Source organism: Neptuniibacter pectenicola (assembly GCF_001597735.1).
In the GTDB taxonomy this organism is placed as follows: Bacteria; Pseudomonadota; Gammaproteobacteria; order Pseudomonadales; family Balneatricaceae; genus Neptuniibacter; species Neptuniibacter pectenicola.
The window spans coordinates 98,764-113,536 of the sequence record NZ_LUTS01000003.1 but is presented as its reverse complement, the minus strand read 5'-3'; the positions used below and the strand labels follow the sequence as shown (position 1 = coordinate 113,536).

The 14,773-nt window shown below is 47.7% G+C and carries 15 protein-coding genes and 4 tRNA genes; 3 read left to right on the top strand and 16 right to left on the bottom strand.

The genetic code is table 11. The annotated features are described in order from the left end of the window. Nucleotides 1-33: 33 nt before the first annotated feature. The 9 genes from tuf to A3773_RS05075 all read right to left on the bottom strand — a co-directional run bounded on the left by tuf (nucleotide 34) and on the right by A3773_RS05075 (nucleotide 4,609). Entirely contained in the window at nucleotides 34-1,257 is a 1,224-nt protein-coding gene (tuf, locus tag A3773_RS05115) for an elongation factor Tu (RefSeq protein ID WP_067983773.1), read from the bottom strand. A gap of 85 nt (nucleotides 1,258-1,342) precedes the next feature. Then, nucleotides 1,343-1,417 (bottom strand) — tRNA-Thr (locus A3773_RS05110). Nucleotides 1,418-1,427: 10 nt separating this feature from the next. Then, nucleotides 1,428-1,502, bottom strand: a tRNA-Gly gene (locus tag A3773_RS05105). A gap of 11 nt (nucleotides 1,503-1,513) precedes the next feature. Beyond that, nucleotides 1,514-1,597 (bottom strand) — tRNA-Tyr (locus tag A3773_RS05100). Between the two features lie 31 nt (nucleotides 1,598-1,628). Then, nucleotides 1,629-1,704: transfer RNA gene (locus A3773_RS05095), tRNA-Thr, on the bottom strand. A 26-nt stretch (nucleotides 1,705-1,730) separates the two neighbouring features. Beyond that, entirely contained in the window at nucleotides 1,731-2,390 is a 660-nt protein-coding gene (locus tag A3773_RS05090) for a hypothetical protein (RefSeq protein ID WP_067983771.1), read from the bottom strand. After that, the gene (locus A3773_RS05085) at nucleotides 2,390-3,115 is read right to left on the bottom strand and encodes a type III pantothenate kinase (protein WP_067983768.1); all 726 of its coding nucleotides are present in this window, start codon (nucleotides 3,113-3,115) and stop codon (nucleotides 2,390-2,392) included. The genes A3773_RS05090 and A3773_RS05085 overlap by 1 nt, the downstream gene beginning before the upstream one ends. Beyond that, nucleotides 3,112-4,086 (bottom strand): bifunctional biotin--[acetyl-CoA-carboxylase] ligase/biotin operon repressor BirA, encoded by a 975-nt coding sequence (gene birA / locus A3773_RS05080; protein WP_067983766.1) that lies wholly within the window; start codon nucleotides 4,084-4,086, stop codon nucleotides 3,112-3,114. Before birA ends, A3773_RS05085 begins: the two co-directional genes overlap by 4 nt. A gap of 19 nt (nucleotides 4,087-4,105) precedes the next feature. Continuing rightward, nucleotides 4,106-4,609 (bottom strand): dihydrofolate reductase, encoded by a 504-nt coding sequence (locus tag A3773_RS05075; RefSeq protein ID WP_067983764.1) that lies wholly within the window; start codon nucleotides 4,607-4,609, stop codon nucleotides 4,106-4,108. 102 nt (nucleotides 4,610-4,711) lie between these two features. Here A3773_RS05075 and A3773_RS05070 point away from each other — a divergent pair, with 102 nt between their 5' ends. Continuing rightward, nucleotides 4,712-5,563, top strand: coding sequence for a thymidylate synthase (locus tag A3773_RS05070; RefSeq protein WP_067983762.1), 852 nt, complete (start codon nucleotides 4,712-4,714; stop codon nucleotides 5,561-5,563). A gap of 108 nt (nucleotides 5,564-5,671) precedes the next feature. Here A3773_RS05070 and lgt read toward each other — a convergent pair whose 3' ends face one another. Next, nucleotides 5,672-6,469, bottom strand: a complete 798-nt coding sequence (lgt, locus tag A3773_RS05065; protein ID WP_067983760.1) for a prolipoprotein diacylglyceryl transferase — start codon at nucleotides 6,467-6,469, stop codon at nucleotides 5,672-5,674. 10 nt (nucleotides 6,470-6,479) lie between these two features. Then, nucleotides 6,480-7,280, bottom strand: a complete 801-nt coding sequence (locus A3773_RS05060) for a sulfite exporter TauE/SafE family protein (protein ID WP_082800549.1) — start codon at nucleotides 7,278-7,280, stop codon at nucleotides 6,480-6,482. A 117-nt stretch (nucleotides 7,281-7,397) separates the two neighbouring features. On the opposite strand from A3773_RS05060, the gene A3773_RS05055 reads away from it, so the two are divergent. Continuing rightward, nucleotides 7,398-8,174 carry an NRDE family protein gene (locus A3773_RS05055; RefSeq protein WP_067983758.1) on the top strand — a complete coding sequence of 259 codons (777 nt, stop codon included), beginning with the start codon at nucleotides 7,398-7,400 and terminating at the stop codon, nucleotides 8,172-8,174. Between the two features lie 11 nt (nucleotides 8,175-8,185). Here A3773_RS05055 and ptsP read toward each other — a convergent pair whose 3' ends face one another. Both ptsP and A3773_RS05045 read right to left on the bottom strand, forming a co-directional pair. Beyond that, entirely contained in the window at nucleotides 8,186-10,459 is a 2,274-nt protein-coding gene (gene ptsP / locus A3773_RS05050) for a phosphoenolpyruvate--protein phosphotransferase (protein ID WP_067983756.1), read from the bottom strand. Nucleotides 10,460-10,472: 13 nt separating this feature from the next. Next, nucleotides 10,473-10,964, bottom strand: coding sequence for an RNA pyrophosphohydrolase (locus tag A3773_RS05045; protein ID WP_067983754.1), 492 nt, complete (start codon nucleotides 10,962-10,964; stop codon nucleotides 10,473-10,475). Between the two features lie 286 nt (nucleotides 10,965-11,250). On the opposite strand from A3773_RS05045, the gene A3773_RS05040 reads away from it, so the two are divergent. Continuing rightward, nucleotides 11,251-11,904: a histidinol-phosphatase gene (locus tag A3773_RS05040; protein WP_067983752.1), complete on the top strand. Its 654-nt coding sequence runs from the start codon at nucleotides 11,251-11,253 to the stop codon at nucleotides 11,902-11,904. Between the two features lie 55 nt (nucleotides 11,905-11,959). Here A3773_RS05040 and A3773_RS05035 read toward each other — a convergent pair whose 3' ends face one another. The 3 genes from A3773_RS05035 to A3773_RS05025 form a co-directional block, all read right to left on the bottom strand. Then, a complete protein-coding gene (locus A3773_RS05035) occupies nucleotides 11,960-12,367 on the bottom strand; it encodes a CBS domain-containing protein (RefSeq protein ID WP_067983751.1) in 408 nt (135 codons plus the stop codon). Between the two features lie 109 nt (nucleotides 12,368-12,476). Beyond that, the gene (locus A3773_RS05030; RefSeq protein WP_067983749.1) at nucleotides 12,477-13,514 is read right to left on the bottom strand and encodes an NADP(H)-dependent aldo-keto reductase; all 1,038 of its coding nucleotides are present in this window, start codon (nucleotides 13,512-13,514) and stop codon (nucleotides 12,477-12,479) included. An 18-nt stretch (nucleotides 13,515-13,532) separates the two neighbouring features. Further along, on the bottom strand, nucleotides 13,533-14,729 hold the full coding sequence (locus A3773_RS05025) for a class I SAM-dependent rRNA methyltransferase (RefSeq protein ID WP_067983746.1): 1,197 nt from the start codon (nucleotides 14,727-14,729) through the stop codon (nucleotides 13,533-13,535). Between the last annotated feature and the right edge of the window lie 44 nt (nucleotides 14,730-14,773).

Sequence of the window (14,773 nt, the reverse complement as noted above, 5' to 3'; positions counted from 1 at the left end):
CCCTATCGATTGGCAATACCTAATTATCTAATTTTACTCGATAATTTTAGATACAACGCCTGCGCCTACTGTACGACCGCCTTCACGGATCGCAAAACGTAGACCTTCTTCCATCGCGATTGGGTTGATTAGGGTAACATCCATCTGAATGTTATCACCTGGCATTACCATCTCAACGCCTTCTGGAAGCTCACATGCACCTGTAATATCCGTTGTACGGAAGTAGAACTGTGGACGGTAGCCTTTAAAGAAAGGTGTATGACGGCCACCCTCTTCTTTGGATAGTACGTACACTTCGCCTTCGAAACGAGTATGCGGTGTGATAGAACCTGGAGCAGCTAGAACCTGACCACGTTCAACATCTTCACGCTTAGTACCACGTAGAAGTGCACCAATGTTCTCACCTGCACGACCTTCGTCAAGCAGCTTACGGAACATTTCAACACCTGTACAAGTCGTTGTCTGTGTTTCACGAATACCAACGATCTCAACTTCAGAACCTGTGTTGATAATACCGCGCTCTACACGACCTGTTACTACAGTACCACGACCCTGGATAGAGAATACGTCCTCGATAGGCATGATGAATGCACCGTCGATTGCACGCTCTGGCTCAGGGATGTAAGAGTCTAGTGTTTCAACTAGTTTCTTAACCGCTGTTGTGCCTAGTTCGTTTTCATCTTCGCCGTTCAATGCCATTAGCGCAGAACCCGCGATGATTGGTGTGTCATCACCTGGGAAGTCGTACTGGTCTAGAAGCTCACGTAGCTCCATTTCAACCAATTCAAGCATCTCTTCGTATTCTTCAGAATCAGCACCGCCACAATCTTCTGCAAGAAGGTCAGCTTTGTTCAAGAATACTACGATGAAAGGTACACCTACCTGACGAGATAGTAGGATGTGCTCACGTGTCTGTGGCATAGGGCCATCAGTCGCGCCACATACCAAGATAGCACCATCCATCTGCGCCGCACCTGTGATCATGTTTTTCACATAATCCGCGTGTCCTGGGCAGTCAACGTGTGCGTAATGACGCGCTGGAGAATCATACTCTACGTGTGAAGTCGCAATTGTGATACCACGCTCACGCTCTTCTGGAGCATTATCGATACCATCAAAAGCAACAGCAGCACCACCCCAAACCTCAGCGCATACGCGAGTTAGAGCAGCAGTAAGTGTAGTTTTACCGTGGTCAACGTGGCCGATTGTACCAACGTTAACATGCGGTTTTGAGCGTTCAAATTGTTCTTTAGCCATCGGTCTCTACCAGTACAATTAATTTACAAAGCGCCAAATATAACAAAGGGCAGATATATTTCTATATCTACCCTAAAATAAATTCTGGAGCTCAAGAGCGGAATTGAACCGCCGACCTCACCCTTACCAAGGGTGTGCTCTACCCCTGAGCTACTTGAGCAATAGGTCATTGGAGCGGGTAGCGGGAATCGAACCCGCCTCTTCAGCTTGGAAGGCTGAGGTAATAGCCACTATACCATACCCGCCTTGCAATGAATGGTGGTGAGGGGTGGATTCGAACCACCGAAGCTTTCGCGTCAGATTTACAGTCTGATCCCTTTGGCCACTCGGGAACCTCACCAACAATTTCAACAACTTCGTCTGGCCTGAGATGGTGCCGGCACGAGGAGTCGAACCCCGGACCTACTGATTACAAGTCAGTTGCTCTACCAACTGAGCTATACCGGCTTCTCAACAACGAAGTGGCGCGTATATTACTCAGTAGGCCTTAGGCTTGCAACCCTTTGACACACTTTTTTTTCATTTTTTTCTACAGAATAGCTTTCTACCACTACTTCTTTGATTTCATTGGATAATTTTCGATCAATATACTCAAAAACACGCACTTTAAAACGGAGCTGATTAACCGGGTCAAATTCGATGCGAGCCTTTATTTTAGCGCCTTTCAGCTGCGTCAGCTTTTTTTCTGCTGCGTGACGGTCCTTAAATTCCGTTATCACATACTCAAAATCAAGCATATCATCCAATTCCCGCTTTTCAGTACGCGCTAAGTAATCAATAACTTTCATCCGTTCATTTAGTTGCGGCGGAAGCATAACAACGACCCTATGATTCCGCTCCCCATTCACCCGCACCTGATCAATTTCTGATGTAAAGCCTTGTTCATAGACAAACCGCTTTACGGCACTGGCTTTAACCCAACTACCAAAACCATCAAACTCTACACAGGAAGAGGTTTCCACATCACCTTGCAACCAAGCTAACGACTTTGGATTAATCTCACTCACAAGACGCAACGTATCAATATCAACCGCCGCACTCGCTTTATCCGCAACCGGGGCCACTTGTATGGAGTACCACAAAAATAGCAGCGCATTAGCCAATAGCGTAAACAACGCAATCCAACGCAACATTACGGCCCAACGCTCCAGACAAGACCATCCAGAACCAGATCCGGCAGATACGTCGCCCCATCAACAAGCGAAGCAAACAACGGGCCGTCACCACCGGTCACAAGCAGTTGATAACCCTGCCTCGACCCATCAAGCTCTTTTGCTACCCGCTCAGCCAACGCAAGAAATAGGTAATTAATACCATGGGCAACCGCCGCTGATGTGTGCGTTCCCGGGAGTACATTAAAGTCTGATATAGATTGATCCACTTCAATCTCGGCTGTGTTTGACAACAACCCCTGTTTCATCAACCGCAGGCCCGGTACAATATAACCACCCTCATGAGCACCCGATGAATCAATGTAATCGATCGTTATCGCACTACCGCAATCCACAACACAGCACGCTTGCCTTGCTCTATTGTATGCAGCCAACATAGCCAACCAGCGATCAACCCCCATTCGGGTCGGCTGTAAATAACTATTCTTTACACCGGCACATTGCTCTTGAGTTTCAGCAAACAGCGCATCGACTGATTGAGATTCGGAAAACAGGGCCGCGATCTTTTGATTAACCGCCTCACCCGCAACAGACGCGACCCGAATGGCCGAAAACGGCGTATCCCACGTGACTGGAATATCGGTATCAAACTGTTGCGTGAGGAAACGGCCACGATCCACAACAACTGAATCAGCTAATCGTCGCCATTTAACAAATGTATTTCCCGCATCGATCTCTAGAATCATACCGAACGTCTAATACTAATTTCACCGCCATGATAAGCCTTAACACCCGCCGGTGACTGGAGCAATAACGCACCAGAGCCATCAATCCCTCGACACACACCTTCCACCAGCTCTTGGCCTATCTGCAAGATAATGGCCTCATTCTGCATGGCATGACGCGACTGCCACTCATCAACCAGCCCTGAAAAACCATTTTTTTCAAAATCACCCAAACAGACCACTAGCTCATTAAGAATAACCGCCAACAACGTATTACGACTTACGACATCACCGGCAATCGTTTTTAGATCAGTCCACGGTTGATCAATCGCATCACTAAAAGCCTGCGACATCTCCACGTTAATGCCAACACCGATCACCACCTGACATTGGCCAGACGCTTCACCATGAACTTCGAGCAAAATACCCGCAAGCTTCTTATTCTGATAGAGGAGATCATTTGGCCATTTAAGCTCAACGCCATTGATATCCATTTTTTCCATCGCGCGTACAACCGCAAGACCGACCAGCAAGCTCAACCCTTCAAGCGCCGCCACACCTTGTTCAAACCGCCACACTAACGAGAAGTAAAGATTACGCGCAAAAGGGCTTACCCATTCTCGCCCGCGACGACCACGCCCCGCATTTTGCTGCTCAGCTAAGAACAAACGACCATGACAGTCGCCCTGCTGACTTGCCTTCATCGCCAACTCATTGGTCGACTCCGTACTCAACTGCAAATCAGGACAACCAATTAAGGCCTTCACTTCAGGTAACAATCCCTGATTAATTCGCTCGATATCGAGTAGTTCCAAACCCCCAGGCACGCGATAGCCTCGCCCTTTAACACTGAAAATTTCCAAACCACCGTCTTCAAAACGACGCATATGCTTCCAGATCGCACTACGACTAATGCCAACTTCATCACCAAGCTCTCGCCCTGAATGAAACTTGCCATCAGCCAAAATAGACAACAACGAACGGATCGTCATACTACTTAGCCTTATTTAATTAAATTCTGTCCAATATAATGAAACTGTAGTTATAAGGGTTTGGCCCTTCAGCCAAAAAGTCCTTTCTACCTACCTCGTTCCAACATGACCGATCAAACTCAGGAAACCACGCATCGCCATTAATCTCTGCATCAACTTCCGTAAGGTACAAGCGATCTGCTTTTTCAATCGCTTGTGAATAGATCTGCGCACCACCTATAATCATTGCTTCTTCAGCGCCATCAATGAGACATATACTCTCCGCCAACTCAGCCGCTTCATCCAAACTACCCACCACCTTTACACCGTCAGGGGCATAGGCTTTTTGGCGCGAAACAACAATATTAACCCGGCCCGGCAACGGGCGGCCAATAGATTCAAACGTTTTGCGCCCCATAATGATAGGCTTCCCCATGGTCACACGCTTGAAATAGCGCAGATCCTCAGGCAGGTGCCAAGGTAATTTATTATTAATACCGATCGCTCGGTTTTTATCTTGCGCAACAATAACCGCTAACTTCACCTCCACACCTCCTTCTCGTCTTAAAAAATATTACTATATGACATTCTCGATTATCGTTATCATAAACTAGTCTCAAATCGAATTCAGGTTAATAACAAAGCGATGAAGCAATATCTAGATCTTTGCCAAAGAATAGTTGATCAGGGAATCTGGGTTGACAACAAACGAACAGGAAAGAAGTGTCTAACCATTATCGACGCGGACCTTACCTATAACGTAAAAGACGGGGAGTTCCCTCTTGTCACTACCCGCAAAAGCTTTTATAAATCGGCTATTGCGGAGATTATTGGCTACATTCGAGGCTACGATAACGCTGCTGATTTTCGAAAAATCGGCACAAAGACTTGGGACGCCAACGCTAACGACAACGCTGACTGGCTTGCCAATCCTCATCGCAAAGGGACAGATGATTGCGGATTAATCTACGGCAAGATCGGGCGCAACTTCCCTAAAATAGATGGTGGCAGCATTGATCTACTTCGCAAGATTGTAGATGACCTGTCTAATGGCATCGACGACCGCGGAGAGATTTATACCTTCTATCATCCCGGCGCGTTTCACATGGGCTGCTTACGCCCCTGCATGTACAGCCATCATTTTTCCCTACTCGGTGATACCTTATACTTAAACAGCACGCAAAGAAGCTGCGATGTGCCACTGGGCTTAAACTTCAATATGGTTCAGGTTTATTTCTTATTAGCCATCATGGCTCAAATCACCGGAAACAAACCCGGACTGGCTTTTCATAAAATTGTAAATGCACACATATATGAAGACCAACTGGAATTAATGACCAACGTACAGCTTAAACGTGAACCATTAACTCCGCCCAAACTCATTATTAACCCTGATATCAAATCGCTAGAAGACCTAGAAACATGGGTTACACTTGATGACTTTGAGATAGAGGGTTATGAGCACCACCCCGCCATACAATACCCATTTTCAGTGTAAGCACAGATAACCTCCCTGCATACAGCCCCAATAAAAACGCTGTATGCAGAGGTATACCCCACGGCAACGCCCCTCTAAACCTTTCACCCTATCTCTCTTAATGCTTATTCAGCTCGCAGCGTCCTTTACCCCGCCCGATCGTTTTGCACAGAAAAGAAGAAGCATACCCACCATAATCATTGGCAACGATAGTAGCTGCCCCATTGTCAGCCAATCAAACGCTAAAAACTGAATATGAGCATCCGGCTCTCGAACGAACTCGACCATTGAACGGAAAATCCCATATAGCAGCAGGAACAGGCCCGACACCGCCATACGCGGTCTTGGCTTAGATGAAAACCACCATAAGAGCACAAACAGCACAACACCTTCCAACGCAAACTCATACAGCTGGGAAGGGTGTCGAGGCAACTCCCCTCCCCGAGGAAAGACAACACCCCAAGGCTGATCCGTCACACGCCCCCATAACTCACCACCGATAAAATTACCGATACGCCCAGCACCAAGCCCGACAGGAATAAGCGGGGCAATAAAGTCAGTCATTTGAAATAACGTTTTTTTATGTTGGCGACCAAAGAGATACATCACCACAATAACGCCGAGCAAGCCCCCATGGAAAGACATCCCCCCTTCCCATACTGCGAACAACCAGAGCGGATCAGCGATAAACTTATCAAAATTATAAAAGAGCACATAACCGGCACGCCCACCAAGCACGACCCCCATAGCCCCCCAGAATATAATGTCGGAGATCTGCTCTTCACTCCAACCCGATCCCGCCCTACGCGCACGCCTTACACCTAACCACCATGCTGCCGCAAAACCGATTAAATACATTAAGCCGTACCAATGAATCTTTAAGGGGCCTAACGCCACGGCAATTGGGTCTATATCATGCACCCACATCTGTATCTCCTTATAACAAGTTAGTCAGTAAAAAACGTAAACCTACACACAACAAAAACACGGAGAAAACCCGCTTCAACACAGGCGCAGGTAAACTATGCGCAAGCTTAGCGCCCACCTTGGCAAATAGGGTACTTGTTAACACGATGCCTAAAAAGGCAGGAAGATAAATATATCCCGCACTCCATGCAGGCATCTCTGCATGACCCCAACCTTCCCAAATATTCGTCAACGCACCCATGACCGCTATCGGTAAACCGCAGGCCGCCGAGGTAGCAACCGCCTGCTGCATCTGTACGCGCCCCCAGGTGAGATAAGGCACCGTTAATGTACCGCCCCCAATGCCAAAGATACTCGAAAGCCAGCCGATCAAACCGCCCGAAAAAACAAACGCCCCTTTCGTGATCTCCTTTTCTCCCGCCGAGGGTTTTAAGTTAAGGGACATCTGGAAAGCAACCGCTATCGCGAAACAACCTATCGCAATCTGCAACCACTCACCTTTCATCTGCCCGGCGGTCTTAACACCCAGCACCGCGCCGACTAAGATCCCTAACGCCAGAGGCTTAAAAATATCCCAACGAACCGCCCCTTTACGGTGGTGCGCAAGCGTCGAACTAATCGAGGTCGCCACAATGGTCGCAAGCGATGTTGCAACCGCTGCATGGGTCAATACCTCAGCGGACATCCCTTGCAATTCAAAGCAAAGAATAAGCACCGGTACAATTAACAGCCCACCACCAATTCCAAACAAACCCGCGACAACACCTGCGGCGGCACCCAAGACCAGATAGGTCACAATTGTAATTAACATCACGCCAACCTTTACTGATGTGAATTTTTGCTTCTAAATACTTAGCACTGACCATGCACAACAAGCAGCTAGAAACGAAACAGGACCGCTATCTTACTTAATTAACGGATATTTACTATGTGTCTGATTGGATTTGCTTACCACTGCCACCCTAAATATTCACTTATCCTTATCGCCAACAGGGATGAGTTTTATGTACGACCGAGTGATTTATTAGCCTACTGGCAAGATGATCCCAACATATTAGCGGGTAGGGACCAGCTAAAACAGGGCACGTGGCTGGGCATCAACACACGGGGTCAGATTGCTGCGGTGACAAACTATCGGGATGGGCGCAAACATCCCTCCGGTGATTTACGCTCGCGCGGAGAGCTCACCCGTAATTTTCTCAGCACCCATCAGCCCGCTCCGCACTACCTCGAACAACTTAGGTTAGAACAAAACCAGTTTGGTGACTTCAACCTGCTTATCGGCACCCCTTCATCTGGGCTCTACTACTTTTCCAATACCCACAACAGGGGGCCTGAACCACTCAAACCCGGCATATATGGTCTGAGCAATGCACAACTGAATACACCTTGGCCCAAGCTCAACACTATTAAAGAGCAGCTTTCACAAGCGATAGAGAATGAACAGTTGGATGTTGAGTCACTCATTGGGATTATGAGCGATCCGAAGACAGCACCAGATACACAGCTCCCCGATACAGGGATAAGTACCCCATGGGAAAAAACGTTATCTTCAATCTTTATTAACACAGAAACCTACGGCACACGCGCGACCACTGTTTTACTGCAAGAACACAACGGAAAAACTCAAGTGACAGAACAGAGCTATGATAAACAGGGCAAGATAGCGCGACGTACACAGACACTGTGTGTTCCCCCGCTATAAACGAAGCGACCCTATACGGCGATAACCGGCTGAGCAGGCAAGGCAATACCCAGCTCCTCTAACCGCTCGTTGATAAAGACCTGTATCCGGTCCGCATCATCCATCGCCATTACCTCTTTCAGTAACAGATCGGCATCCTGCTTACTCACCGAGCGAATCGCTGACTTCACCTTAGGCAGGTTCGTCGCATTCATAGAGAGCACGTCATACCCCATCGCCATTAACAGCAGTGCACCGCCCGGCTCAGAGGCGACTTCGCCACAGATAGAGACCGTAACATCCTCTTTATGAGCTTCACGGGCAATATGCTGCAATGCCTTCAATACAGCGGGGTGATAACTCACATACAATCCAGCAACACGTGGGTTATTGCGATCGACCGCTAACAGATACTGCGTTAAATCATTTGAGCCCACCGATATAAAATCGACACGACGGGCAAATCGGCGCACCTGATAAACCGCAGCAGGCACCTCGACCATCACCCCAACAAGCGGGCGCTTAATCGCATAGCCTTCATCCTGCAACTCACGAACAGCACGATCAATCTGACGACTCGCATCTTCAACTTCACCAACACTGGTCACCATCGGGAGCATAATCCGGAGATTATCATACCCCTCTCCCGCTTTGAGCATGGCACGCACTTGAACTAAGAAGATTTCAGGATGATCCAACGTTACCCGAATACCGCGCCAACCAAGGAAAGGATTCTCTTCATTGATCGGGAAGTAAGGCAGCGCTTTATCGCCCCCTATATCTAACGTACGCATAGTCACAGGACGAGGTGAAAACGCTTCAATCTGCTTACGATAAGTGTCCGCTTGCTCCTGTTCGCTAGGAAAAAACTCTCGGATCATAAAAGGTACTTCAGTACGGTATAAACCAATACCTTCTGCACCTCGATCAAGAGAGCGCGCTACATCTGCAACTAATCCGGTATTTACCCACAAAGGCATCACAAAGCCATCAGTGGTTTCTGCTGGAAGGTCTTTTAACGCTTCAAGCTCAGTCGCCTGTTCCTGCTCGCAACGAACAATATCACTGTAGGCCGTTAGTAGCTTTTTACTCGGCTGCACATAGATGCGCCCCGAATAACCATCAAGAATTAACTCTCGCCCATCAATACGGGTCAGCGGCAGATCGACAGCCCCCATAATGGTTGGGATACCCATTGAGCGGGCCAATATAGCCACATGGGAGTTACTCGATCCATGTACCGAAACAAGACCCACTAATTTTTCACTCGGCACCTCACCCAACATAGCGGGTGTCAGCTCATCAGCAACCAGTATGGTCTCGTCAGTAAACTCTAAAGACGCAGGCGCGGCTTCTTGCAGATAGGCCAAGACACGGCGACCAAGATCTTTAATATCTGTCGCCCGCTCTCGTAAATAGGGATCACCCATCATGGAGAACTGATGCACGTGTTCACTTACCACTTCCCTAAGTGCACCTTGAGCCCAATTACCTTGCTCTATACGTGACACCACTTCACCGGCTAATGCGTTGTCATCTAACATGCGTAGGTACACATCAAACAACGCTTGCTCTTCTGATCTTAACCGCTGCGCTAAACTCCGACCGACCACTTTGATATCGCGGCGCACAAGTTTTAGCGCTTCTTGGAAGCTAGCGATCTCTTTCTCAATATCTTTTGCAGCTTTATCAGGCACGGACCCTAAGTCCGCAGGGGGAGAGATAACCGTCGCCGTACCAATTGCAACACCGGCAACACCCGCTACGCCGCCAAAACGAAGATCTATCACATCATCCGATGGGCCTCCAATGGCGGCCAAAGAACCGGTGGCTTCTGCATGGGCAATCGCACCGGCTAGCTGGGCTGAAAGCGTAACAAGGAATGCCTCTTCACTTTCATCAAACCGGCGCACCTCCAGTTGCTGGACCACCAGCACACCCAATACGTCACGATGACGAATAATGGGCACACCCAAAAATGAACTGAGACGCTCTTCGCCTGTGGCTTCAACATACTTATAGGCGGGATGTTCAGCTGCATTTTCAAGGTTAATCGGCTCGGCGCGTTGGACGACCGTACCCACTAAACCTTCGGATGCAGATAGACGAACACTACCAACCGCCTCTTTATTTAACCCCTCCGACGCCATCAGCACATAGCACTGATCTGCAGGGTCAAACAGGTAAACAGAGCAGACCTGCGTGTGCATTGAGCGCTGAATTCTTTGCACGATAAGGTTAAGCACCGTCTCCAAATCTGGGGCGGCACTGACCTCTTGCACAATTGTTCTTAATACATTCAGCACTCAATTTCTCCACTCAGGTATTGTTATCATTAATACGCGATAGCTTTGGAGACAACTCTCGCATTGCCTTGCGGTAAACCTCTCGCTTAAAAGACACAACCTGGCCAAGCGGATACCAGTAACTCACCCATTCCCAGCCATCAAACTCTGGCGAATCGGTGTGATCGATAGTAACGGCACTATCGGTACTTAACATCCTCAACAAAAACCATTTTTGTTTCTGGCCGACACATACTGGATGCGAATTGCGCCGGATCATTCGTTTGGGCAATCTATATCTGAGCCAACCGCGCGTCACCGCAACGATTTCAACATCTGATACTTTGAGTCCTATCTCTTCCCGCAGCTCTCTATACATCGCATCTTCAGGTGTTTCGTCTTCATTGATGCCACCCTGCGGAAACTGCCAAGCATCTTGGCCAATTCGTCTTGCCCAAAGGACCTGACCCAGCGAGTTAGCCAGAATGATACCGACATTCGGCCTGAACCCATCTGAATCAATCACTTTATAATCCCTAAACTCTTTTCAGCTATTGTTCCATACTTCTTTCACACTCAGCAAATCCTCTGACAAAATATTACGCTCGAATATGGTCAATACACCCAAGAAGCACCTATTTTAGAGAAAAAAACCGAGAAAAATGACGTCAATACTCAGGGGGCTTCATTAAAGGGCAGAAAAACAGTACTCAGCGCCACCCACCCCGCTCCTGACGATTGCATTCATTTACGAACCTCCCTATGCTCACGGTCTGACGCGCAGATACGCGAATATGCATAGGAGATACCCAGTGAGCTTAGCCATTTTTGATTTAGACAACACCTTGCTTGGTGGTGATAGTGATCACGCTTGGGGCGAGTTTTTATGTGAGAAAGGGATCGTAGACAGCGATGAATACCGCCGTGCAAATGACTATTTTTATGAACAATATAAAAATGGCGGTTTAGATATTTATGAGTTCCTAAACTTTGCACTCCGCCCATTGACCAAACTGGACACCACGCAACTTAATACGCTGCACCAACAGTTTATGGCCGAGAAGATAGAGCCTATTATTTTACCTAAAGCGCTCGAGCTCTTAAAAAACCACAAAGCCCGTGGCGACTATCTCCTGATTATTACGGCAACCAACCACTTCGTTACTGGCCCCATTGCGAAACGTTTAGGTGTGGATGCCATTATCGCCACAGATCCTGAAGTCATCGACGGGCAGTACACCGGTAAAGTAGCGGGAATCCCTTGTTTCCAAGCGGGCAAAGTAACACGCCTGCATGAGTGGTTATCAACAAGCCCACACTCACTGGATAACAGCTATTTTTACAGCGACTCTCACAACGACCTACCGCTACTGGAGTTAGTGACTAACCCCATAGCGGTCAACCCCGATGAGATTCTTGAGGCCCACGCCAATGAGCACCTATGGCCGGTTTTAGATCTGCGGTAAATGCACAGGTTTAGCATACGTCACCAATAATGGTGAGGTATGCTGAACACACCCCTTAAGCGACCGCATTACACTGTTTCAGCGCTTCATTCAGCGTCCTCATCAACATACTTCGCGTAATAACACCCACCAGCTTGCCTTGATCCTCCACCGCGTACACCTTAGGTTTATCTAAGGCCATCTGCTGCGCAAGATCAACAACACTCATATTAGGTTTAACCACCAAAGGATCTCTGCGCATAAGCGTTTCAACGGTCACATGACTATCACAGTGATAGCTATCCGCCAGTAGATGGGGAAGGCAATCAAACTCGGATAGGAAACCCACAATCTTTAGGTTCTTATCAACAACAGGCAAACCTAAATAACCGGATTTAAGAAGGGTCGTGACCGCATCAACCAACGGCATATCTGTTCTGAGCGGATGAATGACGGGACACATCGCGTCTTTTATTTGCAACATAAGGCCACCTTATTCTGCTTATCACTGAATAAAGTCTGGCAAAAAACACACAAATGGCAACAAAATAGATAAGGAGCAGCAGAGCTGCTGCTCCAAAAGCCCATTTAAGCTAAGGGCAAGGGTTAGGGAAACGAATGTGAATCTCATCGATAGCAGCGAGTAGCTCAGCACTCAAATCCACCGATAAAGAATCGATATTCGTTTTTAATTGGGTCAAGTTACTGGCACCAATAATATTACTCGATACAAAGTCTCGGCTATTAACCCAAGCCAGCGCCATCGTCGCGGGATCTATCCCATGCTGACGCGCCAATTCAACATACGCTTGCGTAGCTAACTGTCCCTGCTCATTAACATACCGAGCAAAAACAGGGTATCGGGTTAATCGTCCATCCTCGGGCTGAGCACCAGCAAGGTACTTACCACTCAAAACACCAAACCCTAATGGCGAATAAGGTAATAAAGAGACACCTTCCCGATGCAGTACCTCTGTCAGACCCACTTCTACACTTCGATTAAGAAGGTTAAAAGGGTTCTGTACAGACACACATTTAGGTAGTTCATGCTGCTCAGCTAACTGCAAAAACTTCATGGTCCCCCATGCAGTTTCGTTAGATAAACCCACATGGCGAATCAAACCTTCCTGCACCAGCTCGTTCATCACCTCCAGTGTTTCCAATAAAGGTGTACCGTCTTTCTCCGGCTGGTGTTGGTAGTTCAACTGACCAAAAAAATTCGCCGCCCTATCAGGCCAGTGAATTTGATAAAGATCGATATAGTCCGTTTGTAAACGCTTAAGGCTGTTCGTCACCGCCTCACGAATGTTACGACGGTCTAGCGCCATATCTGGGCGAATATAACTGACCATCTCACCCGGGCCTGTCACTTTGGTCGCGACAACCATCTGCTCACGGTTTTTGCGCGCCTTAAGCCAGTTCCCTATGATCGTTTCATTTCGCCCCTGATAGCGAGGCGACGTCGGGATCGGGTACATTTCTGCACCGTCAAGAAAGTTAACACCTTGCTCAACCGCATAATCCATCTGCTCAAACGCGTCAGCCTCGCTTTGGTCGCTACCAAATGTCATGGTACCCAAACAAATGGCACTGACCTTTAGATCTGTTTTTCCTAATAGGTTATAACGCAAAGCGATCTCCTCTTTCGTTTATGACGATGGCAAAACCCGAACAAAAAACGATTTCAAGTAGTCTGTTTCAGGAATAGCGGGATGTACTGGGTGATCGGCCCCTTGGTGGCCTTGGTCAAAAATCTGCGCATTGCGATCAAGCTCGCGGCTGTTGCTGCGAATAATATCAACTAAACGTTGGCGTTCTAAATGCATAGAGCACGATGCGGAGACTAAAATCCCATCCTTCTTTAGCAGACGCATAGCAAAATTATTCATACGCGCATAAGCCCGCTCACCATTACGAATATCTTTTTTCTTCTGGATAAACGCCGGTGGATCGAGCACAACCACATCAAATTTTTCTTTATCGGCAATAAGCGATTTACAAATATCAAACGCATCACCGTGAAAGCCTTCAAAACGATCTGAAGCATTGTTGATCCGTGCGTTTTCTGCGGCCACTTCTAGCGCAAAATGCGAAGCATCAACACAAATGGCCTGGGAAGCACCTGCGGCTAGGGCTTGCGCGCCCCAGCCACCTACGTAGCTAAACAGATCCAGTACGCGCTTACCGTCAACATGACGCTGCATCTGCGCACGGTTGTTACGGTGATCATAAAACCAGCCGGTTTTCTGACCTTTCTGCAACGGTGCTAACAGCGGCACTGAGTTTTCCATCAGAGGGCATAGATCAGGGATATCGCCCTGCACAACCTCTGTATAGGTTTCTAACCCTTCCATATCGCGCATTTTGCCATCATTGCGTAGCAAAATAGCTTTAGGGGTAAAGACTTTATTGAGCGATTCGATAATCTCATCCAGCACAGCTTCCATCCCAGCGGTCGAAATCTGTACAACAAAAATATCATAAAACCGATCGATAACTAAGCCAGGCAAGCCATCACTATCGCCAAAGACTAAACGGTAGCAGCTATCACTAAAACAGCTCTCACGTAGGGACAAGGCAACCTTTAACCGATGAATAATCAAGGAACGGTCAAGGGTGTATTTCAAGTCACGACTGACAATACGACCACAAATCAACGTATTGGGATTAACATAAGCCACACCTAAGGGCTTACCTTTATCCGTTTCAACAATCACTTGTTCACCGGGAGCGAAGCTTTTTAGCGGCGTGGCACGGTTATCTACCTCATTACTGTAGATCCAAAGGTGACCACCCCGAAGACGACGCTCAGCGCCACTATTAAGTTTTAGTGTTTGCAGTGACATGATTTTCCAGCTTTGACAGACAGTTTTTATAAACAATTATCCCG

Bases quoted from the DNA above. Each gene is read 5' to 3' on its own strand.
- A3773_RS05090 (WP_067983771.1), bottom strand. From the start codon at position 2,390: ATGTTGCGTTGGATTGCGTTGTTTACGCTATTGGCTAATGCGCTGCTA.
- A3773_RS05085 (WP_067983768.1), bottom strand. From the start codon at position 3,115: ATGATTCTAGAGATCGATGCGGGAAATACATTTGTTAAATGGCGACGA.
- A3773_RS05055 (WP_067983758.1), top strand. From the start codon at position 7,398: ATGTGTCTGATTGGATTTGCTTACCACTGCCACCCTAAATATTCACTT.
- lgt (WP_067983760.1), bottom strand. From the start codon at position 6,469: ATGTGGGTGCATGATATAGACCCAATTGCCGTGGCGTTAGGCCCCTTA.
- birA (WP_067983766.1), bottom strand. From the start codon at position 4,086: ATGACGATCCGTTCGTTGTTGTCTATTTTGGCTGATGGCAAGTTTCAT.
- A3773_RS05025 (WP_067983746.1), bottom strand. From the start codon at position 14,729: ATGTCACTGCAAACACTAAAACTTAATAGTGGCGCTGAGCGTCGTCTT.
- A3773_RS05060 (WP_082800549.1), bottom strand. From the start codon at position 7,280: ATGTTAATTACAATTGTGACCTATCTGGTCTTGGGTGCCGCCGCAGGT.
- A3773_RS05035 (WP_067983751.1), bottom strand. From the start codon at position 12,367: ATGTTGCAAATAAAAGACGCGATGTGTCCCGTCATTCATCCGCTCAGA.
- A3773_RS05070 (WP_067983762.1), top strand. From the start codon at position 4,712: ATGAAGCAATATCTAGATCTTTGCCAAAGAATAGTTGATCAGGGAATC.
- tuf (WP_067983773.1), bottom strand. From the start codon at position 1,257: ATGGCTAAAGAACAATTTGAACGCTCAAAACCGCATGTTAACGTTGGT.